Genomic DNA, 21,688 nt, shown 5'->3' on the forward strand with positions numbered 1-21,688 from the left:
AGCAGGACGCAAAGACGGGAGACAATCGGTGGCAGACGCTTACGACATCATTATCATTGGCGGCGGGCCAGGTGGCTATGTCGCCGCCATTCGCGCCTCCCAGCTCGGCATGAAAACAGCCGTTGTCGAGCGCGAGCATCTGGGTGGGATCTGCCTCAACTGGGGCTGCATCCCAACCAAGGCGCTTCTGCGGTCAGCCGAAATTTACCACTACATGGAGCACGCCAAAGACTACGGTCTGTCGGCGGACAAGATCGGCTTTGATGCGTCAGCCGTCGTCAAGCGCTCCCGCGGTGTGTCGGCGCAGCTGAATGGCGGTGTCGGCTTCCTGATGAAGAAGAACAAGGTGGATGTGATCTGGGGCGAGGCCACGATCACCAAACCTGGCGAGGTCAAAGTCGGCAAGCCAACCAAAGCGGCTATGGAACCGGCGCACCCTGCGCCCAAGGGCACAAAGGGCGAAGGCACCTACACCGCCAAGCACATCGTCATTTCGACGGGCGCGCGTCCGCGCGTTATCCCAGGCATTGAGCCGGACGGCAAAACGATCTGGACCTATTTTGAGGCGATGGTTCCGCCATCCATGCCCAAAAGCCTGCTGGTCATGGGCTCGGGTGCCATCGGCATAGAGTTTGCCTCGTTCTACCGGACCATGGGTGTCGATGTGACCGTTGTTGAGATGATGGACCAGGTGATGCCGGTCGAAGACGCTGAAATCTCAGCCCTGGCTGCCAAGCAGTTCAAAAAGCAGGGCATGAACATCATCACCGGTGCCAACGTCTCCAAGGTCGAAAAAGCCGGTGCTGGCATCAAGGCAACCGTTGAGACGAAGGACGGCAAATCTCAGGTCATCGAAGCTGAGAAACTGATCTCGGCTGTGGGGGTCGTCGGCAATATTGAAAACCTTGGCTTGGAAAAGCTTGGCGTGAAAACCGATCGGGGCATCATCTCCGTCGATGGCTATGGCAACACATCTGTCAAAGGCGTCTATGCCATAGGCGATGTCGCTGGACCGCCGATGCTCGCCCACAAGGCTGAGCATGAGGGCGTGATCTGCGTTGAGAAGATCGCCGGTCTTGATGCCCATCCGATGGACAAAAAGAAAATCCCTGGCTGCACCTATTGCAATCCGCAGGTGGCGTCGGTTGGTCTCACCGAGGCCAAAGCTAAGGAAGCCGGGCACGAGGTCAAGGTCGGACGCTTCCCGTTTGTTGGCAATGGCAAGGCGATTGCGCTGGGCGAGCCCGATGGTTTGGTGAAAACGGTGTTTGACAAGAAAACCGGTCAGTTGCTTGGCGCGCACATGGTCGGCGCGGAAGTAACGGAACTCATCCAAGGCTATGTTGTCGCGATGAACTTGGAGACGACCGAGGAAGATCTCATGCACACAGTCTTCCCGCATCCGACGCTTTCAGAAATGATGCATGAAAGCGTGCTGGACGCCTATGATCGGGTGATCCACACATAGGGTCAGGATCCACGAACCGGCGAGGCAAATCTATGCGCCTGATGAAACTGATACTGGCTGCAATGCTACTGGCGACGCCTGTGTCGTTCGGTTCGGCGGTCAAAGCTCATGCCGATAGCTGCTGGGACCACAATGGTTCATTGATGCGGCTGACCGATCAGGGTCAACAGCGTTGGTTTTATTATGAAAATCCGCGCCAGGCCTTGGCCAATGCTGGCGTAACGCGGGGAACGCTGCTTTTCGATGGTCGCAATGCCGGTGACTATTATGCAGGCACAGCGCGGGTGTTTTCCCGCTTCTGCCCGGGCAATCCACTGGAGTATTATGTGGAGGGGCCGGTGACGCGCAATCCGCTGCGGATCACCATGCGAGGGACGCGCGATGCCAACCAGCAATGCCGCAATACAGGCAATCTGGTTACCGACACACTTGTTTTCACCTATGTACGGGATTGTTGATCGACCTTGATCGGCAAGGGTAGGGCGCTTACCTGAAGCGCTCACACAAACCTTGGAGGGTGCCAATGGACGTTGGCCTTATTGGATTTCTAGTCATTGGTCTGTTGGCCGGTTTCATCGCGGAAAAAGTGATGAACTCCAACCACGGACTGCTCACCAACCTCATCGTCGGTATCATCGGCGCGTATCTCGGACCGTTCCTGGCTGGGCTTATCGGCATCAGCTTTGGTGGGTTCCTGGGTAGCCTTGTGATCGCCACCATTGGTGCCATCGTCTTTCTCTTCCTGCTTGGCCTCATCAAGGGCCGCAGATAGCCCTCACAGCAAGCCTGCCTGGAGACCTCATGGTCACGCTTATCGACCGCACATCACCGGATGCCTCGCCAGCCGCCAAAGCCAAGCCGCGGCATCCGGAAAAGGCGCATCGCGCCGACAGCGACGTCTTGAAGAAACCTTCTTGGATCCGTGTCAAAGCGCCGGTTTCCAAGGGGTTTCACGAGACGAACGAGATCGTGCGCGAGAACAAGCTTGTTACCGTGTGCGAAGAGGCAGGATGTCCCAACATTGGTGAGTGCTGGGACAAGAAGCATGCCACGTTCATGATCATGGGCGAGGTGTGCACGCGAGCCTGCGCCTTCTGCAATGTGGCAACCGGTGTGCCGACGGCGCTCGACTCAGATGAGCCACGGCGCATTGCCAATGCGGTTGAACAAATGGGGCTCAACCACGTGGTGATCACATCGGTGGATCGCGACGACCTGGATGATGGCGGTGCCCAGCATTTCGTCGAGGTCATCGACGCCATCCGCGAGACCTCGCCAGAGACGACGATCGAGATTCTGACGCCAGACTTTTTGCGTAAAGACGGCGCCATCGAGCAAGTGGCGCGGGCCAAACCGGACGTGTTCAATCACAATCTGGAAACTGTGCCGTCGAACTATCTCACCGTGAGGCCTGGCGCCCGGTACTTTCATTCGATCCGGTTGTTGCAACTGGTGAAGGAAGTTGATCCGACCATGTTCACCAAGTCCGGCATCATGGTTGGCTTGGGCGAAGAGCGAAACGAAGTCCTGCAGGTGATGGATGATCTGCGCGCCGCTGGCGTCGATTTCCTCACCATCGGCCAGTATCTTCAGCCGACGCGCAAGCACCATCCGGTGAAAAAATTCGTCACGCCCGAAGAGTTCAAAGCCTACGAGACGATTGCGTATGCCAAGGGGTTTCTGATGGTCTCGTCGAGTCCTTTAACACGCTCTTCGCACCACGCAGGCGACGATTTTGCCAAGCTGCGTGATGCGCGGTTGAAGACTCAAGGTTTCTAGTTGGCAAAGGCTGCGGGCAGAAGGTCCGCGTCAACCAACAGTCGTGTAGCAAACGATTGCCTGAACTCGCGTATGGAGTCCCAACTCGGACCTTCAGTATGGAGCGCGAAGATCACTGGCAGGGCGTCCTGCCGCTCTACAAAGCCAACATACCAGCCGTCGAATAGTCCGGAGAAATCTCCGGGAATGACGGCCCCGCCGCCAGTTTTCCCGTGCAACGCATACTCATCGACCTGCTGTGCCAAACTTGCTTCCGATAGCGCGGCAAGCAGCGATTCTTGCACACCCAGGTCGCCGGTCATGAGGCGGGTTAGAAAAGAAACTTGCTCTTCAACCGATATTTCCAGGCCGCCGGCCAGCCAAAAGGAATCAGAGCCGTCGGGGGCGTTGGCATTGCCGTAATCCCACGCCGTCAATTGCTCGCGGTAGGCTGGCGCTTCGACATGTTGGGCCACATCGCGGAAGTACCAGACCGCGGATCGCTGGAACGCCGTCCGAAGGCTTTGGTCCTGTCGCCAGGTTTCGGGCCACCAAAAGCTGGCAGGACGCGCCTGGCGATCCCAGGAGCGCAAGGTGTCGAGATCGGGAGTGAATCCGCTCTCTAAGGCAATGATTAGGTTAGGTATCTTGAAAGTAGACCAGGGCGCGTGCCGACTCTGCAGGTCACTGCCATCCAACACATAGCGTGTGTCTGTTTCCAGATCGTGCGCTAGAAACGAGACGCTACGTGACCCAATAGCCTGCTCGTACGGTTCGAGCACAAGGGTGGTGACGTCTGGTGTTTGTGCCTGTGCGACAGCGAGCAATGCAAAGGAGACCAGTAAGAGGGCCAAGGGAATTCTGTAGTGTTTCATTAAAGACTCATGGTGTGAGTGGGGTGCGGATGCCCCGCTATGATGAGACACTATGACCAAGGTGCGACAGTTGAACGGGCGGAGGTATCAAACGATCTATTCATGCATGGCGCATAGGATTGTTGCCGCCTAGATGCTAATTTCTATCACGTCTGTGACCCGCTCGCTGCCCTGAACGTTCGCCTTTTGGAATTCGATATGCCGCATTTCACGACTCGCCATCGCGTTGCGCACAGTGCCGAAGACATGTTTGCGCTGGTCGCTGACGTGCGGTCCTACCCGGAATTTGTGCCGCTCTGTCAAAGTTTGCGTGTCCGCGGAGAATCACCGCTGGACGGCAACAGATCCGTTGTCGTTGCCGATATGACCGTGGCGTACAAAATGTTCAAAGAGACGTTCACATCGCGTGTCGAGCTCGATCCGGACAAGCGCGAAATCCTGGTGACCTATCTCGATGGTCCGTTCAAGAAGATGGAAAACCGCTGGCGCTTCGAAGAGGTCGGCGAACGCCACTGCATTGTTGAGTTTTTCATCGACTATGAGTTCCGGTCGCGGGCTTTGGCCTCGCTGATGGGGGCTATGTTCGATCGAGCCTTCCGCAAGTTCTCGTCTGCTTTCGAAGCTCGGGCCGACCAACTCTATGGGGCCGAAAGCCCTGCCTAAAGGGTATCCTCAATCAATTTGAATGCGTGCGCGACGCTGGCCTGGCGCACCTCTGAGCGGCTCATGCCGTCAAACAGCTTGTGGCTATGAACCGTTGCACGCCCCTTGCGGGCACAGCCGAAATGGACAGTGCCGACCGGCTTGTCCTCGCTGCCACCGTCCGGGCCGGCAACGCCGGTCACCGACACTGCGATGTCGGCATTGGAACGCGTCAAAGCACCCTCTGCCATGGCACGCGCGACCAGTTCGCTGACCGCGCCATGAGTAGCGATGAGGTCCGGTGGCACACCAAGCATTTCAGTTTTGGCGTCGTTGGAATAGGTGACGAAGCCGCGATCAACGACTGCTGAAGACCCGGCAATGTCGGTCAGCGCGGCGGCGATCATCCCGCCTGTGCAGGATTCGGCGGTCGCCACCATCAGCCCGGCTGCCTTTAACGTGTCCAGCAGTGCGCTTGCTTGGAGCGAGAGGTCAGCCATCGTCTGAGTCCGGATCCGGAACCAGCACGGAAACGCTTGCCAAGGCGGCGATGCCTTCCTCGCGACCGGTGAAACCCATGCGCTCATTTGTGGTGGCTTTCACTGAAACACGGCTTGGCGCGATTTGGAGCGTCTCTGCCATTGCAGCCACCATGGCCGCGCGGTGCGGTCCGATTTTCGGTTGCTCGGTGACGATCGCTACATCGACATTGACGATCTTGCCGGCGCGAGCGCGCACCAACTCGGCGGCGTGCGCCAAAAACTGATGCGAAGCTGCGCCTTTCCATTGCGGATCGGAGGGGGGGAAATGGGTGCCGATGTCACCCTCGCCGATGGCGCCAAGCAGCGCGTCGGTCAGGGCATGAAGGCCAACATCGGCATCCGAATGGCCGTCCAAGCGACTGTGGTGCTCGATGAAATGGCCGCAAAGCCAGACGCCGTCGCCGGGCACCAGGCGATGTACATCATAGCCGATACCGGTTCGCGGCTCCAACATGCGCCTCTCCCTTTGTTCTAGGATCGCCTCCGCGCGCTGCCAATCGTCCGGCGTGGTGATCTTGATGTTGTCGATGTCACCCCGAACGGCGACGCAATTGTGCCCTGCCCATTCGGTGATGCTCGCATCGTCCGTGAACAGGATGTCGGGTTGCGCGGCGTCGACAGCCCTGTGCGCTTCGAGAATGGTGTCGCCGTGAAAGGCTTGCGGGGTCTGCACCGTCACGAGGCCGCTGCGGTCTGGTCCGCTGGCGATGACCGTTTGGTCAAGGGTTTTTAGGGTGTCAGTCACTGGCAGCGAGGGGATGGCACCCGGCGCCCGCTCAAGCCCGTCCAGCAATCGATCGATCAGAGCATGCGAGGCAAATGGCCGCGCACCATCGTGGATCAAGATGCGTGTGTCTGGTTCAAAGGCGTTCGAACGAGCCCATGCCTCCAGGCCGGCCAATGTGCTCTCCCGCCGCGTTGCCCCACCGACTGTCGTGAGCAGGTCAACATGCTGCGACACATGGTCGTGCCAGAGAGCCGTTTGGTCCTCGCCTTCGGGCAAGACCAGCACGATCATCGAGATGTTCGGGTGTGAAGAAAGGGTTTCCAAACTCCAAGCGAGCAGCGGTTTGCCGCGAAGGTTCACGAACTGTTTGGCAGCTTTATCGGGTTGGCCTGCCCGGCGCGCGCGGGTCCCTATCCCGGCCGCCAAAAGGATGGCGCAGGTGTTTGGGGAAAGGTGCGGCGTTGGCCATGTTTTGGTCATGACCGCAGCCTTATCCCGATGCCGGTCGAGCGAAAAGGGCGACCTGCGATCTAGGCTCGCACAAGGGCTGGCTTGTTAACTCTGGCGCTTTTCCAGGCGGCTTTGGCCATCAAGAGCATTGCATTATGATGAAATATTAGCCATGCATGGATTATGATCAATTTCGCGCCACAAGTTGTCGCCAACGACCCGTCCAGTGAGCCTCCGACAGCGGAAATCGGCGTGCCGTTGCCTATCGCTGAGGCATCGGCGCGCAACCGCGTCATCTTGGCGCCGATGTCCGGCGTGACGGATCTGCCGTTTCGGCGCCTGGCCAATCGTTTTGGCGCTGGCCTGGTGGTGAGCGAGATGGTCGCAAGTCAGGAACTGGTGGTCGATAATCCCGATTCCCGCTTGCGGATGGATGTCAGTGGGTTGGAGACGTCCGTGGTGCAACTGGCTGGTCGCGAGGCCAATTGGATGGGCGAAGCGGCCAAAATCGCCGAAGGGGCGGGCGCCAGTATCATCGACATCAATATGGGCTGCCCGGCCAAAAAAGTGACGTCGGGCTATTCCGGCTCGGCGCTGATGCGCGACCTTGATCACGCTCTCACTTTGGTCGAAGTAACCGTCGCGGCCTCTTCTGTACCCGTAACGCTGAAAATGCGCCTAGGGTGGGATGAAACCAGCATCAATGCGCCGGAGTTGGCGCGGCGGGCCTGCGACGCAGGTGTTCAGATGATTACCGTGCATGGACGCACTCGCTGCCAGTTCTACAAGGGTTTGGCGGATTGGCCGGCTATCGCCGCCGTCAAACAGGCCGTTCACGTCCCGGTGGTCGCCAACGGTGATGTCGTCTCTATCGCTGATGCGCGGCGCATCTTGCAAGAAAGCGGCTGCGATGCTGTGATGGCCGGGCGCGGCGCCTATGGGCGTCCCTGGCTGCCTGGTTATTTGGCGAGCGCTGATCCCGACCGGTTTTTAGCAAACCTGCCTGCGCCAGTTGATCTCATTGCAGAACACTACGCAGCGCTGGTGTCCCACCATGCCGTCCATAAGGGCGTTCCGCTCGGCGTGCGCATCGCGCGCAAACATTTCGGCTGGTATCTCGACACGACCGATTTGCAGCGTCCGCTCCCGATGGATCAACGCGATGTGCTGTTCGGCAGCGACGATCCCGGTCAGGTGAGCCGTGCCATCCAGGAGGTTTGGGCCGACGCGGTTTGGCAGCGCCCCGTGGGACGGGAGTCCGGCGCCAACATCGATCTATCCGGCGACATGTACAAGGCGCGGGCAGCATGACGGTCCAAGAGCCGGACAGTGGTCGGCAGGTTCAACTGCTTAACGCGTTGCCGCATGCGGCGCTTTTGGTCAATGAGGGTTTCAACATCCTCGAAGCGAACAATGCGGCTGAAGTCTTTTTTCGCACCTCGCTCGCGATCATGCAGCGCGAAGGCCTGAAGCATTTTGTGCCCTTCGGCAGCCCGGTGTTCGCCACTATCGATCAAGTCGTGGCCGATGGTGCTCCGCTGACTGCCTATGGGGTGGACCTTTCCAGCCCTCGCCAGCCTGATGACATGCTTGTTGATGTCTATGCCGTGCCGATTGTCGATGCGCCGGCCGACGCGCACGGCGAAGGCGGTCCGGTCTCGGCCATTGCGCTGACACTCCACCCGCAAGCGCGCACGCGCAAACTGGATCGGCAATTGACATCGCAGTCTTCGGCGCGATCGGTCAGTGGGTTGGCTGCCATGTTGGCGCACGAAATCAAAAACCCACTGTCAGGCATCCGTGGTGCCGCCCAATTGTTAGAGGGCAGTGTCGAGGATGATGATCGCGCCTTGACACAGCTCATCACGGACGAGGCGGATCGGATCGTCAAACTGGTCGATCGGATGGAAGTCTTTTCCGATGAACGTCCGGTGGAGCGCGGACCGGTCAACATTCATACGGTGCTGGAACATGTGAAGCGGCTGGCGGAAAGCGGGTTCGGCAGCCACATTCATTTCGTTGAGCGCTATGATCCGTCGCTGCCGGCGATCTTCGCCAATCGTGACCAGATGGTGCAGGTTTTTCTCAACCTGGTGAAGAACGCCTGCGAGGCCATCGGTTCCGCGTCCAATGGCGAAATTGTGCTTTCAACCGGGTTCAAGCCGGGCATCCGCCTGTCGGTGCCGGGAAGCGCCAAACGTCTTACCTTACCATTGGAATTTGCGGTTCACGACAATGGCGGCGGCATCCCGCGCGACCTGGTCCCCAATCTTTTTGATCCCTTTGTAACCACTAAATCCAATGGCAGCGGCTTGGGTCTGGCGCTGGTCGCGAAGATTATCCGTGACCATGGCGGCGTAGTGGAATGCGAGAACCACGAACGCGGCGCGACCTTCAAGGTGATGATGCCGATCTACCGGCCGACCGACGAAGCCGCACAGTACCTATCCCAAGACTTAAACGCCTGATCGACTAGGAAGCCCCAATGCCTCAAAGAAGCCAGACGGTTTTGATTGCCGACGATGATGCGGCCATCCGCACCGTCCTCAACCAGGCGCTGACTCGAGCAGGGTATTCGGTTCGCGTGACGTCCAATGCCACCTCGCTATGGCGCTGGGTGAGCGAAGGCGAGGGGGATCTGGTGATCACCGACGTGGTGATGCCCGATGAGAACGCCTTTGATCTGTTGCCGCGGATGAAAAAGGCACGGCCGGACCTGCCGATCATCGTGATGAGCGCGCAAAACACGTTCATGACCGCCGTGCGGGCCTCGGAAAAGGGTGCCTATGATTATCTGCCCAAGCCGTTTGACTTGAAAGAGCTGATCGCCATCGTCGGACGCGCCATGGCCGAGCCAAAGCGCAAGGCGATTGGTGCTCCGACGGTGGAAGAGGGCGCGGAGAACATGCCGCTGGTCGGGCGTTCGGCGGCCATGCAGGAGATTTATCGTGTCCTCGCCCGGCTGATGCAGACCGATTTGACGGTCACGATTTCTGGCGAGTCGGGCACTGGCAAGGAGCTGGTGGCGCGGGCACTGCACGAGTTTGGGCGGCGCGCCAAAGGGCCGTTTGTCGCTATCAATATGGCGGCCATTCCGCGTGATCTGATCGAAACAGAACTATTCGGCCACGAGAAGGGTGCGTTTACTGGCGCACAGACTCGGGTGGTCGGCCGTTTCGAGCAGGCCGAAGGCGGCACACTTTTTCTCGATGAGATCGGCGACATGCCCATGGACGCGCAGACCCGTCTTTTGCGCGTCTTGCAGCAAGGCGAATACACAACAGTTGGCGGACGCACGGCGATACGGTCGGATGTTCGTATCGTGGCCGCAACGAACAAAGATCTGCGCCAGTTGATCAATCAGGGGTTGTTCCGCGAAGACTTGTTCTTCCGGCTCAATGTGGTGCCGCTACGCTTGCCGCCACTTCGCGAACGCACCGAGGACGTGCCTGATCTTGTTCGGCACTTTTTTGCGCAGGCCGCCGAGGAAGGTTTGCCGGCGAAACAAATCGATGGCGCGGCGTTGGACGTGCTGCGGCAATATCGCTGGCCGGGTAACATCCGTGAGTTGGAAAACCTGGTGCGTCGCCTTGCGGCCCTCTACCCGCAGGACGTCATAACCGCGCCAATCGTCGAAGATGAGTTGCGCACTGCGGTCACAGGGCTCGCACCGACTGGCGATCAAGCCGAAGCCGATGAAGGGCTTTCGGTTTCGATTGAGCGGCATTTGGTGAAATATTTCAAAGACTTTGGCGATGATCTGCCGCCGCCAGGACTCTATCATCGCATGCTCAAAGAGCTGGAAATCCCGTTGTTTTCGGTGGCGCTGGCGGCCACACGCGGTAATCAGATCAAGGCGGCGGAACTGTTGGGTCTAAATCGCAACACGCTGCGCAAGAAAATCCGCGACCTTGATATTCAGGTGATCCGCGGTTCGCGTTAACGCTGTCCGCTAGCAAACCCCTGGAGGCTGGCCATTGATCTGGCCAGCGACCTCTTTTTTGTCATAAATATACAACACTGCTGTGACTCGCTCGCCACAGTGGCGTGATCCCATTTTCGGATGCCGGACCGGCTGCCGCAATTCCATTGGAGCGTTTCTCGCTTGGTCGATGCCGTAAGCCAAAAACCCAGCATGATGACCGAAACGCGTCGCCCGCGCTTGCGGTTTTTCGCGCCAATTTTGGTAATCTTGTCCGTCGTTTTGGCAGGCGTCACGTTCGCCATTTTGACGGGTTCGACTGCGATCATTCCGACACGCGATGTCGTGGTCCGTTTGGTCACGCTGAACGCCGGTGCCGTGCTGACGCTCATGGTGCTGATCGGGTTGGAAGTGCGCAAGATTTTGCGCGCGCGTCAGGAAAGAAGGGCAGGGGCGCGTCTTCACACGCGGATATTGGCTCTTTTCAGTCTGATTGCCGCTGTGCCCGCCGTTCTCGTGGCCATCGTCGCGACCCTGACGTTGGACCGTGGCCTTGACCGCTGGTTCTCTGAGCGCACCCAATCCATGGTGGACTTCTCGCTTGTTGTGGCCCGCGCCTATCTCGACGAGTACCGCCAGGTGCTGAATGTCGAACTCACTGCCGTCGCCAGTGAGCTCGATCGCTCCAAGGCTCTTTACGATTTCGACCCGCAGCGCTTCGCGGAACACATGTCAAACATCGCCGCGTTACGATCGATCCCCTATATGTCGATTGTCGGGGCGGACGGCGTTGAGATTTTGCGCGCCGACACGCGCTTTGCTGAAGGGTATCGGCAACCCGATCCCGGCATGATCGCGCGTGTCACAGGGGATGATCCGGTGCTCATCCCGCCGGGCACGACCAACCAGATTGCAGGGCTCATTCGCCTGCCTGAGTTCAACGACGTTTATTTGTTCATTTCACGCGCGGTCGATCCGCGTGTCGTCCAATATTTGTTGGTGACCGAACAGAACGCCAGCGAGTTCCAGGCCATGCAGGATCGCCGGTTCGGCGTGCAGCTTTCCTTTGGGTTCATGTTTCTCGGGTTAGCGCTGATCATGCTTCTGGCCGCCATGTGGATTGCCATCAATTTTGCGGATCGGCTGGTTTTGCCGGTACGTCGCCTAATGGTTGCTGCGCAGCAAATCTCATCGGGCAATCTTTACGTTCAGGTGCCGGTGAGGCGCGAGGAGGGAGACCTCGCGGTGCTCGGTCAAAGCTTCAACCGCATGACCAACGATCTGCGCACCCAGCGCAACGAACTTATTGACGCCAAGGATCAAATCGATGGCCGCCGCCGATTTACCGAGGCGGTGCTGGCCGGTGTGTCGGCCGGCGTGATCGGCATCGATCGGTCGATGCGGATTACGCTCGTTAACCGCTCGGCCTGCCGCCTTCTGGATGTGGAAGAAAGCGCGCTTCTCGGCCGATCGATCAGCCATGCCGTGCCGGAATTCTCTTCTCTGTTTTCAGGCACGATCGACGAGCAGCTCGGACGCCGTCCCGCTCGCGAAATCCGCATTGAGCGCGGTGAACATCAGCGCATCTTGACCGTCAACATAACCGTTGAAGCCAACGACGAAGGTACCATTCAAGGGGCTGTGATGACGTTTGACGACGTGTCCGATTTGGTCGCCGCACAACGGTCCAGCGCATGGGCCGACATTGCTCGGCGCATCGCCCATGAGATCAAAAATCCGCTGACTCCGATCCAGCTTTCAGCGGAGCGCTTGAAGCGGCGCTACGGCAAAAAACTCACCGAAGACACCGAGGTGTTTGAGCAGTGCACGGACACGATCATCCGCCAGGTGGGTGACATCGGCAAAATGGTTGATGAATTTTCCTCGTTTGCCCGCATGCCGAAACCTGAATTTGCGCCTGGTGACCTGGCGACTGTGATACGCGACACAGTTTTCCTGATGGACAATGGGTATCCTGACATTCGGTTTGCGGCGGAGCTGGAGCCCGGCGGCATGCCGCTTTCCCTGGATAGTCGATTGATGGGGCATGTGTTCACCAACCTCTTCAAAAACGCCGCCGAAGGCATTGCCTCGCGCGGCGAACAAGCGGGCGATGCGGCGCCCAAAGGCCATGTGCAGGTTCATGCCAAGCGGCGCGAGGATGGTTCCTATGTCATCGATGTTGCCGACGATGGCATCGGCTTCCCCAAGTCTGGGCGCAACCAACTGCTTGAGCCCTACATGACGACCCGCGAGAAGGGCACGGGGCTTGGCCTCGCCATCGTCAGGCGGATTGTCGAGGACCATGGCGGGACCCTGCGGCTGCTCGACGGCGACCAGGCGACTCCGCCTACCAGCGGTGCCCTGGTGCGGATTACGTTGCCGGGCGCCGACAAAGATACGACCAAACCCCTTGGTTCAGAACAGATCGACACTGAGATCATACAACATCCTGACACCGACGCGGATGCGACGGACCAGGCGAAGGAGCACGAGGCGTGAGTGGTGATATTCTGATCGTCGACGATGAAGCGGATATCCGCGAACTCGTTGCCGGCATTCTTGAAGATGAGGGCTACACGACGCGGCTCGCTGGAAACGCTGATGAGGCATTGCAAGCGATCGAAGAACGGCGGCCAAACCTTGTGTTTTTGGACATCTGGATGCAGGGCAGCCGCCTGGACGGCATGCAGCTTCTTGACGTTGTGCGGTCGTCCTATCCAGAGCTTCCCGTAGTGATGATCTCAGGTCACGGAACGATTGATACTGCCGTAAATGCGATCAAGACGGGCGCGTTCGATTTTATCGAAAAACCGTTCAAGTCCGACCGGCTGTTGCATGTTGCCATGCGCGCCTTGGAAACAACCGCGCTGAAACGGGAAATCACCGAGCTTCGCCAGACGTCGGGTATTGAATACACACTGGTCGGCTCGTCACCAGAGATGAACACGCTGCGGGCGCAGATCGATCGGCTGGCACCGACCAATTCGCGTGTGATGGTTCTTGGTGCGTCAGGCTGCGGCAAGGAGCTGGTTGCCCGTGCCATCCACACCAAATCGCGGCGCGCCAACGGACCGTTCGTGGTTCTCAATGCGGCGAATATCTCACCTGAAACCATGGAGCTGGAACTCTTTGGGACCGAAGCTGAACCGGGCACACCGCGCAAGGTTGGCGCGCTGGAGGAGGCGCATGGCGGCACGCTTTATCTTGATGAAGTGTCCGAAATGCCGCGTGATACCCAGTCGAAAATCATGCGGGTTCTTGTCGATCAGACCTTCACGCGCGTCGGAGGATCGACCCGGGTTCAAGTTGATGTGCGCGTTCTTTCCTCATCGTCAGTCCCGCTGGAGCCGCTGATTGAGGACGACATGTTCCGGTCCGATCTTTACCACCGATTGGCCGTGGTGCCGCTGCCCGTCCCGTCCTTGGCGGAACGGCGTTCGGACATCCCGGAGTTGGTAGAGTACTTCATGCAGCAGCTGTCCAAAGCCAGTGGCTTGCCGACGCGGCAGATTGCCGACGATGCCATGACGATCCTGCAAACTCACGATTGGCCCGGTAATGTGCGCCAGTTGCGCAACAATGTGGAACGTCTGATGATTTTGGCGCGCGGCGACAACGGCTCGCACGTGACAGCGGATCTGTTACCGCCCGATGTCTCGTCCTTGCTTCCAAAAACGGCGAGCATGGGCAGCGAACATCTGATGAGCATGCCTTTGCGCGATGCGCGTGAACTTTTCGAGCGCGACTATCTATCCTCGCAGATCAACCGGTTCAACGGCAATATCTCCAAAACCGCTGAGTTCATCGGCATGGAGCGCTCGGCGCTCCACCGCAAGCTGAAATCATTGGGCCTCAACGGGTGATTGGCACGCACACCTGAAATGTGCGACCAGAGATCATTCAAGAAGCCGCGTATACAGTGGTGATGTAAGAAACAGGGGCGCCGTCGCCGATGCGGGTAGTGATTTGCGGGGCAGGGCAGGTTGGCTTTGGTATTGCCGAACGCCTGTCGCGCGAAAACAATGATGTCTCGGTGATCGATACGTCCGCGCGGCTTGTTCAAGCTATCCGCGACACGCTGGATGTGCGCGGCGTCGTTGGCCATGGCTCGCATCCCGATGCCCTGGTTCAGGCCGGCATCGAACAAGCCGATATGATTATTGCCGTCACCTTGTACGACGAGGTGAACATGATTGCTTGCCAAGTGGCGCACTCACTGTTCAATGTGCCCACAAAGGTCGCGCGTATCCGCGCCCAGAGCTATCTGGAAAAACAGTACGCCTCGCTCTTCTCGCGCGATAATCTTCCCATTGATGTGATCATTTCTCCGGAGATCGAGGTCGGGGAAATGGTGCTGCGGCGTCTAGCCCTTCCTGGCGCATTGGACTCAGCACGCTTTGCCGACGAACGGATCTCGGTTGTTGGCGTTTATCTGCGCGATGATTGCCCGGTGATCGACACGCCCTTGCGTCAGCTTTCCGGGCTTTTTCCAGAGCTCAAAGCCACGGTGGTTGGCGTTCTTCGCAATGACAGTATGTTCGTGCCGCGGTCCGACGATGCCATGTTGGCTGGCGACGTTGCCTACTTTGCTGCCGACCGTGAGCAGGTTCGCCGGACACTTGGAATTTTCGGACGTGAAGAGGCCGAGGCAAGCCGCGTGGTCATCGCAGGTGGCGGCAATATCGGCCTTTATGTCGCCCAAGCGCTGGAGACGCGCCAGGTACGCACCAAAGTGAAGATCATCGAGCAAGATCGCGAGCGGGCGGTCGATATTGCTGACGATCTTTCACGAACGGTAATTCTGCACGGCAGCGCGCTCAGCCAGGACATTCTGAACGAAAGTGATATCGGCCAGACCGATACGATCGTTGCGCTGACCAATGACGATCAGGTCAACATTCTCTCCTGTGTGATGGCGAAGCGTCTTGGCGTGCGACAGAATTTGGCGCTCATCAATAACAGCTCCTACCCGCCGCTTGCCCAGTCGCTTGGCATTGATGCCTATGTGAACCCTCGCCAAGTGACGATTTCCCGTGTTTTGCAGCACGTTCGCAAGGGACGCATTCGTCAGGTCCACTCGCTCCAAGACGGTGTGGCAGAGGTGATTGAGGCTGAGGCACTGGACACATCACCTCTGGTTGGGGCGCACTTGCGCGATCTCGATTTGCCCGATGGTTTGCGGATCGGTGCGATATTGCGCGGGTCGAAGGTCATTATGCCGGACGGCGAAACCATGGTGAAGGCTGGCGATCGCGTGGTTATGTTCGCCCTGGCGGGCCAGGTGAAACGCGTTGAACAGCTTTTCCGTGTTTCGCTCGAGTTCTTCTAGCTGTCCCGTGGCCTGCGCCCAAGAGACAGAGCAAGCTTTCTACAGTTTGGGTCAGCGACACCCATGCTAGTCGGCTTTCGCGCCCTTGCTGCCGTCAGTCTAGTCATGGCGCTCGCGATGATTATGTGCGCTGTAATCGGGCTAGGGCAGAGCGACACCGCAGCGGTCTCCCTGTTTGCCGGGCAGGCGGGCATCCTGATCTTCTTTGCGGCGGCTGTCCGCCTAACGTTTGCGGGACGACGCGCGCCATTGACACGCGCCATCAGCTTCCGCGTTCTGATCATTGCTTGGGTCGTGACGCCCATCATCGCAGCACCACCGTTTTTGCTTCTGACGGATCTACCAATCCATTTGGCGCTGTTCGAAGCGACATCAGCAGTAACCACAAGCGGCGGGACGGCGATCGAAAATCTGGACACCGTGCCGCTGTCGATCATCGGTTGGCGCGCTTGGCTGCAATGGCTCGGCGGGTTGGCAACGCTGATGTCGATCATCGTTGTTCTGGCACCGGCAGGGGCTGGGGGTACGCCATTGTTGCGCCTTGGCGGAGATTCCCAACAGATCCTGGAAAACCGGGTGCGCGGCGTCTTTGGTGCCTATGTCGCGGTCACGCTTGCATGTTTTGCGCTTCTGCTTGCCGCCAACATCGGCGCTTTTGATGCGTTTGCCCTGTCTTTGTCGACGGTTTCGACCGGCGGGATGATGCCGCGTCCGGGAACGCTCAGCGACTATGGTGCGCCGCTGGCAGAGTGGGTTGTCGGGCTGTTCATGCTGATCGGCGCATCCAGCATCATGTGGCACAGATTGGTAGCGACCGGGCGCCTCGGTCGATCGATCACTTTGATTGAGAGCGTTTCGGTGGGCGGGCTGGCCTGCGTCCTAGGGGTCGCCTACGCCATTGCTTTTGCGCTCGCGGCGGGATCAGGCAGCGTGTTGGGACCGGTCACAGCTTTGCGCGAAGGGTTTGTTACCGCTGCATCGCTGGTTTCAACCACTGGTTTTGAGGCGCGCAATGCTGGCGCTTCAGTGTTGCCCTTGTCTCTGGTGCTCGTCGTCATTCTGATTGGCGGCGGCATGTTTTCCACAGCCGGCGGTGTTAAGCTCTATCGTGTGGCCGTGATGGCGCGGCATAGCCTCAAGGAACTCGAACACATCATTTATCCGCACGCGGTGCACACCGACCATCTCGGCCGGTTTGCCTATGATACCGACGGTATGCGAGCGATTTGGACAGCCTTCGTACTGTTTCTCGTCGTATGGGCCGGATGTGGCGTGGTTCTGGCCCTGTCCGGTCTACCGCCGGAAGCTGCGCTGGTTGCGTCTTTAAGTGCCTTGGTGAATGCCGGCCCGGTTTACACCTTTGGCTGGGCGCCACGGCAAGAGTGGCCGGGCTATTATGAGCTTGAGCCGCTGGCGAGCGGTGCCTTGAGCCTGACGATGGTGGCAGGGCGGCTTGAGATCATTGGTCTTGTGGCGGGCTTTAGTGTCTTGTTTTTTAGGCGTTAGTTGCCCAAATGCTGGTCTTTAGGAAACGCTAATTCAACGCCCAAAGCTCTTTGGCTTGCGAAAAAGCCGTGCTAGCGTGGCGCAAGGGCGCATGAGGGTGCGTTCGACATGTGCGGCCAAGAAACAACAACGACCAGGGGGTAACCATGGCAAACGAGCGAACCCAGAATCTGCAAGACGCCTTCCTCAACCATGTGCGCAAGCAGAAAGCCTCGCTGACCATTTTTTTGGTCAATGGGGTGAAACTCCAGGGCATTGTGACCTGGTTTGACAATTTTTGCATTCTCTTGCGTCGTGATGGCCATTCGCAGCTGGTCTACAAGCATGCGATTTCAACCATCATGCCGGCGCAACCGGTGCAACTGTTTGATCCGTCTGACGAAGAGCGTACAGACGGGTAAAAGGATCGTCCTTGACCGTTGAAACTGGCGATGAAGATCGCAAACCTACTGGCAAGCCGCGCTTCCAGATCGAAGATACGCGCGCCAAAGAAACTCGTACTGCTGTCATCGTACCAGTCATTTCCGGCCGTGCCGCAAGGCGGGTAGGGGATGCGGGCGGGCGCGCTGTTGGTGAGCAGCGCTCGCTAGGCGCCCGCCGGGAAGAGGCGGTTGGTCTCGCGGCCGCGATCAGTCTTGATGTTGTTTTCGTTGAACTTTTGACTCTTCAGGCGCCCCGACCCGCCACGTTGCTTGGCGTTGGCAAGGTTGAAGAGATCGCGCATCGCGTCGCCGATCAAGATGTTGAGTTGGTCGTCGTTGACCACGAACTGACGCCGATTCAACAGCGCAACCTAGAACGCGCCTTGAAGGCAAAGGTGGTGGACCGAACCGGGCTCATCCTAGAGATCTTTGGCCGCCGCGCACAAACCCGTGAGGGTACGCTGCAGGTTGATCTGGCGCATCTAAGCTACCAGAAAAGCCGTTTGGTACGGTCTTGGACCCACCTTGAACGGCAGCGCGGCGGCAAGGGGTTTCTTGGTGGACCGGGCGAAACGCAGATCGAGTCCGATCGCCGTGTGATCCAAGAAAAGATCACGCGTTTGAAGGGCCAGTTGGAAGAGGTCAGACGCACGCGGACGCTGCACCGGTCGCGCCGTCAGGACGTTCCGGCGCCGACGGTCGCCTTGGTCGGCTACACAAACGCTGGCAAATCCACCCTTTTCAATCGGATCGTCGATGAAAAGGTAATGGCGAAGGACCTGTTGTTTGCCACGCTCGATCCAACACTGCGCAAGGTAGAGTTGCCCAAGGGAACGGAGGTCATTCTCTCCGACACGGTGGGTTTTATCTCCAATCTGCCGACCTCGTTGATTGCGGCGTTTCGTGCGACGTTGGAAGAGGTTCTCGAAGCCGATCTGATCGTCCATGTCCGCGATATCACGCATCCGGAAACGGAGGCACAGCGCGCTGATGTGCTTGATGTTCTTACACAATTGGGCGTGGTCGATCGCGACGGCCAGAGTGATCGCGCGATAATCGAGGCCTGGAACAAGATTGACTTGATGGATGCCGATAGCTTAGCCGTAACGCGACGCCAAGCGGATGTGCAGGGCGAACGCGTGCTGGCCGTATCGGCTGTGGGCGGGCAGGGGCTTGATGCGCTCCTGGCACAGATTGAGGAAGAAATTACGGCCACGCGCCAGGAAGAAACCTTTCATATTCCGGTTCAGGACGGCGAGGGACGGGCTTGGGTTTTTGCCAATGCGACCGTGCTCGATGAGACGGTCTTGGACGATGGCTCAACCAAAATCCGTGTCGCTATGACACCGCGACGGATGGCGCATGCGCGAGCGCGATTTGGTGTTGCTGCAGCAGCTGAATAGGTTTTTCTGTCAGTCAGGCCTTTGTCTTGGCTTCCTGCCAGGCCGATTCCATTGCTTCCAGCGGCGCTTTGCCAACGGGCGTATCGCTTTGCGACAGGCTGTCTTCGACCCATTGAAAGCGTTTGATGAATTTCTGATTTGTCCGTTCCAAGGCAACGGTTGGATCGATATCGAGTTTGCGCGCAAGATTGGTCACAACGAACAGGACGTCACCAATCTCGTCCTCAAGGCGGCGGCGATCATGCGGCGTGGCGGAAAGCTCGTCGGCGACTTCGGCTGTTTCTTCGGCGAGCTTTTCCATCACCGCTTGCGGGGTTGGCCAATCAAAGCCGACGCGCGCTGCCTTGGCTTGGAGTTTGAAGGCTCGTTGAAGCGCGGGCAGGGTGGTCGGCACGCCCTCTATGGCGCTTGTCGGGTGATTGTTGTGCCCCTCGCCTGATGCATCGCCCTTGGCCGCCTGTCGGGCGCGTTTGGCGGCTTTTTCCTCTTCCTTAATTTCCTCCCAACGCGCCTTGACGGCCTTCGGATCATCGCGATCATTATCGCCGAAAACGTGAGGGTGACGCCGGATCATCTTGGTCGTTACGGCGGCCACAACGTCTTCAAAGGCAAACGAACCTTCTTCCTTGGCCATCTGGGCATGAAAGACGACCTGCAGGAGGAGGTCGCCCAATTCGTCACAGAGATCGTCGCGGTCATCGCGCTGGATGGCGTCTGCCACCTCATAGGCCTCTTCGATCGTATAGGGCGCGATAGACGCAAAGTCTTGCTCAACATCCCATGGGCAGCCGGTTTCGGGATCGCGAAGCTTGGCCATGATCGCAAGCAGCGTCGAGAGTTCGCCAGGTGGGCCGTCCGTCGATCCATTGGTGCTCATGCTCAGCTCCTTGCAATTGGCCGTGGGCTTCGACTGCTGCCCAGCCTATCGCAGCAACTGGCGTCGCATCGGCTCGCCAGTTCCGCCAAGGGGATAGCCCACAAGAAATATCACCATTTGTCCGATAAGATATATTATGGAACATAAATAATGCTGCAAACGCCAGAGATGCTAGGCAATGCTGACTTGCAGCCCATCAAAGGCCGGCTCTACCGTGTGCGGTGTTTCAGCGTGCACGGTCTCATAATCCAGATCATTGTGCAGATTGGTGAGAATTGCACGCTTGGGCTTCACATCGGCCACAAGCGCCAAAGCTTGCTCCAAATTCAAGTGGCTGGGATGCGGCCGTCGGCGCAAGCTATCGATAATCAGCGTGTCGAGGTCCTCGAAAAGCGCCATGCTCGCCGCCGGTATGGCACTGACATCCGGCAGATAAAGCGTGGTGCCGATACGGTAACCAAGCGCACTGATGTCGCCATGGTCGACGGGCACGGGCATCATCTCGATCGTTCCACCGGCGCCGTCGACAGTTACAGGTTTGTTGATATCGATGGAATGGCGATGGAGGATAGGCGGATAAGTTGAACCGGGCGGCGTTTCGAACACATAGCCAAAGGCAGCGTTGGCCCGCGCAAATGTGCGATCGTCCATGAACACCGGGATCCGCGCGCGCTGTATCAACGCGTAGGGCCGCATGTCGTCAATTCCGTGCAAATGATCGGCATGCTCATGGGTGTAGACAACGCCATCAAGGCGCGGGACCTCGGCCTCCAGCATCTGCGCGCGAAAATCCGGGCCGGTGTCGATGACGCAGTAGGTGGAGCCGCCAGGACCTGTCTTCGTGAGGAGCACAGAACAGCGGCGGCGATGGTTTTTGGAATTGTTTGGATCGCAGGCCCCCCACCGTTCTTCATGGGTTGTTCCCCCTACCCTGGGCACACCAGCCGACGACGCGCAGCCGAGAATGGTGAGCGTCAAAGTCATCCAAGCGCTACCTTTTTGAAAAGACGTTGAAAATTGTTTGTCGTTAGATCGGCCAGGTGAGCACGATCCATGCCGCGCACGTCGGCCAACACTTTGGCTGTGTGCGTCACAAAGGCCGGTTCGTTGCGTTTCCCGCGATACGGTACTGGCGCAAGGTAAGGTGCGTCGGTTTCGACCAGCAGCCGCTCTTCGGGGATGCTTGCTGCAATGTCGCGCAGTTCCTGCGCGGTTTTGAACGTCAATATACCGGAAAACGAGACAAAGGCGCCAAGCGCAACGCCGCGCCTGGCCAGATCAAGGCCGGACGAGAAACAATGCAGCACCATGGGAAAAGCGCCGTCCGTTGCGTGTGCTTCCTCAAGGATTGTTGCCATGTCTTCATCCGCCGAGCGGGCATGGATGACCAATGGCAGCCCCGTGATACGTGCAGCCTTGATGTGGCGTTTTAGCCCATCTGCCTGAGCGTCGCGCGGCGCATTGTCGTAGTGATAATCGAGTCCGGCCTCGCCAATGGCCACGACCTTGGGGTGATCGGCCAACGCAACCAAATCTTCGACTGTGATGTCGAGTTCTTCGTCGGCGTTGTGGGGGTGCGTGCCGACGGAACAGGTCACAATGTCATAGGCCTCGGCAACGGCTTTGATCTGGTCGAACTTTTTTACCCGTGTGCAGATCGTCACCATGTGGCCGATACCAGCCTCGCGTGCGCGCTCAATGACGGCGTCGCGTTCCGGCTCAAAGTCGGGGAAATCAAGATGGCAGTGGCTATCGACCAGCATT

The 21,688-nt window shown here is 58.5% G+C and carries 20 protein-coding genes; 14 read left to right on the forward strand and 6 right to left on the reverse strand.

From position 1 onward, the window contains the following. Nucleotides 1-28 precede the first annotated feature (28 nt). From lpdA to lipA, 4 genes are all read left to right on the forward strand, one after another. The gene (lpdA, locus tag JJ917_04335; protein ID MBO6698041.1) at nucleotides 29-1,468 is read left to right on the forward strand and encodes a dihydrolipoyl dehydrogenase; all 1,440 of its coding nucleotides are present in this window, start codon (nucleotides 29-31) and stop codon (nucleotides 1,466-1,468) included. Nucleotides 1,469-1,509: 41 nt separating this feature from the next. After that, nucleotides 1,510-1,926: a hypothetical protein gene (locus tag JJ917_04340; GenBank protein ID MBO6698042.1), complete on the forward strand. Its 417-nt coding sequence runs from the start codon at nucleotides 1,510-1,512 to the stop codon at nucleotides 1,924-1,926. Between the two features lie 65 nt (nucleotides 1,927-1,991). Further along, nucleotides 1,992-2,240, forward strand: coding sequence for a GlsB/YeaQ/YmgE family stress response membrane protein (locus JJ917_04345; protein MBO6698043.1), 249 nt, complete (start codon nucleotides 1,992-1,994; stop codon nucleotides 2,238-2,240). 29 nt (nucleotides 2,241-2,269) lie between these two features. Next, nucleotides 2,270-3,247, forward strand: coding sequence for a lipoyl synthase (gene lipA, locus JJ917_04350; GenBank protein ID MBO6698044.1), 978 nt, complete (start codon nucleotides 2,270-2,272; stop codon nucleotides 3,245-3,247). Here the strand turns inward: lipA and JJ917_04355 are convergent. Next, the gene (locus tag JJ917_04355; protein MBO6698045.1) at nucleotides 3,244-4,101 is read right to left on the reverse strand and encodes a class D beta-lactamase; all 858 of its coding nucleotides are present in this window, start codon (nucleotides 4,099-4,101) and stop codon (nucleotides 3,244-3,246) included. The genes lipA and JJ917_04355 overlap by 4 nt on opposite strands. A 198-nt stretch (nucleotides 4,102-4,299) precedes the next feature. On the opposite strand from JJ917_04355, the gene JJ917_04360 reads away from it, so the two are divergent. Beyond that, a complete protein-coding gene (locus JJ917_04360) occupies nucleotides 4,300-4,764 on the forward strand; it encodes a type II toxin-antitoxin system RatA family toxin (GenBank protein ID MBO6698046.1) in 465 nt (154 codons plus the stop codon). Here JJ917_04360 and JJ917_04365 read toward each other — a convergent pair. Continuing rightward, complete coding sequence (locus JJ917_04365; GenBank protein MBO6698047.1) at nucleotides 4,761-5,243, reverse strand: CinA family protein; 483 nt, start codon at nucleotides 5,241-5,243, stop codon at nucleotides 4,761-4,763. The two genes, JJ917_04360 and JJ917_04365, sit on opposite strands and share 4 nt — an antisense overlap. Beyond that, on the reverse strand, nucleotides 5,236-6,492 hold the full coding sequence (locus JJ917_04370) for a bifunctional 2-C-methyl-D-erythritol 4-phosphate cytidylyltransferase/2-C-methyl-D-erythritol 2,4-cyclodiphosphate synthase (protein ID MBO6698048.1): 1,257 nt from the start codon (nucleotides 6,490-6,492) through the stop codon (nucleotides 5,236-5,238). Before JJ917_04370 ends, JJ917_04365 begins: the two co-directional genes overlap by 8 nt. A gap of 153 nt (nucleotides 6,493-6,645) precedes the next feature. Between JJ917_04370 and dusB the strand changes: the two genes are divergently transcribed. The 9 genes from dusB to hflX all read left to right on the forward strand — a co-directional run bounded on the left by dusB (nucleotide 6,646) and on the right by hflX (nucleotide 19,047). Next, nucleotides 6,646-7,773, forward strand: a complete 1,128-nt coding sequence (gene dusB, locus JJ917_04375; GenBank protein MBO6698049.1) for a tRNA dihydrouridine synthase DusB — start codon at nucleotides 6,646-6,648, stop codon at nucleotides 7,771-7,773. Then, a complete protein-coding gene (locus tag JJ917_04380; protein ID MBO6698050.1) occupies nucleotides 7,770-8,930 on the forward strand; it encodes a two-component sensor histidine kinase in 1,161 nt (386 codons plus the stop codon). Before dusB ends, JJ917_04380 begins: the two co-directional genes overlap by 4 nt. A 17-nt stretch (nucleotides 8,931-8,947) precedes the next feature. Further along, nucleotides 8,948-10,405 (forward strand): nitrogen regulation protein NR(I), encoded by a 1,458-nt coding sequence (gene ntrC / locus JJ917_04385; GenBank protein ID MBO6698051.1) that lies wholly within the window; start codon nucleotides 8,948-8,950, stop codon nucleotides 10,403-10,405. Nucleotides 10,406-10,597: 192 nt separating this feature from the next. Further along, nucleotides 10,598-12,886 (forward strand): PAS domain-containing sensor histidine kinase, encoded by a 2,289-nt coding sequence (locus JJ917_04390; GenBank protein ID MBO6698052.1) that lies wholly within the window; start codon nucleotides 10,598-10,600, stop codon nucleotides 12,884-12,886. After that, a complete protein-coding gene (locus tag JJ917_04395; protein ID MBO6698053.1) occupies nucleotides 12,883-14,250 on the forward strand; it encodes a sigma-54-dependent Fis family transcriptional regulator in 1,368 nt (455 codons plus the stop codon). Before JJ917_04390 ends, JJ917_04395 begins: the two co-directional genes overlap by 4 nt. Nucleotides 14,251-14,339: 89 nt before the next feature. Further along, a complete protein-coding gene (gene trkA / locus JJ917_04400) occupies nucleotides 14,340-15,716 on the forward strand; it encodes a Trk system potassium transporter TrkA (GenBank protein MBO6698054.1) in 1,377 nt (458 codons plus the stop codon). Nucleotides 15,717-15,779: 63 nt separating this feature from the next. Further along, a complete protein-coding gene (locus JJ917_04405) occupies nucleotides 15,780-17,222 on the forward strand; it encodes a TrkH family potassium uptake protein (GenBank protein MBO6698055.1) in 1,443 nt (480 codons plus the stop codon). Nucleotides 17,223-17,368: 146 nt separating this feature from the next. Further along, on the forward strand, nucleotides 17,369-17,623 hold the full coding sequence (hfq, locus tag JJ917_04410; GenBank protein ID MBO6698056.1) for an RNA chaperone Hfq: 255 nt from the start codon (nucleotides 17,369-17,371) through the stop codon (nucleotides 17,621-17,623). A 68-nt stretch (nucleotides 17,624-17,691) separates the two neighbouring features. After that, entirely contained in the window at nucleotides 17,692-19,047 is a 1,356-nt protein-coding gene (gene hflX, locus JJ917_04415) for a GTPase HflX (protein MBO6698057.1), read from the forward strand. A 13-nt stretch (nucleotides 19,048-19,060) separates the two neighbouring features. Here hflX and mazG read toward each other — a convergent pair whose 3' ends face one another. The 3 genes from mazG to JJ917_04430 form a co-directional block, all read right to left on the reverse strand. After that, nucleotides 19,061-19,924 carry a nucleoside triphosphate pyrophosphohydrolase gene (gene mazG / locus JJ917_04420; protein ID MBO6698058.1) on the reverse strand — a complete coding sequence of 288 codons (864 nt, stop codon included), beginning with the start codon at nucleotides 19,922-19,924 and terminating at the stop codon, nucleotides 19,061-19,063. Between the two features lie 171 nt (nucleotides 19,925-20,095). Further along, nucleotides 20,096-20,908, reverse strand: a complete 813-nt coding sequence (locus JJ917_04425) for an MBL fold metallo-hydrolase (protein ID MBO6698059.1) — start codon at nucleotides 20,906-20,908, stop codon at nucleotides 20,096-20,098. After that, nucleotides 20,905-21,687 carry a TatD family hydrolase gene (locus tag JJ917_04430; GenBank protein ID MBO6698060.1) on the reverse strand — a complete coding sequence of 261 codons (783 nt, stop codon included), beginning with the start codon at nucleotides 21,685-21,687 and terminating at the stop codon, nucleotides 20,905-20,907. Before JJ917_04430 ends, JJ917_04425 begins: the two co-directional genes overlap by 4 nt. Nucleotide 21,688: the final 1 nt, after the last annotated feature.

This window comes from Hyphomicrobiales bacterium (assembly GCA_017642935.1).
Taxonomy (GTDB): domain Bacteria; phylum Pseudomonadota; class Alphaproteobacteria; order Rhizobiales; family MH13; genus MH13.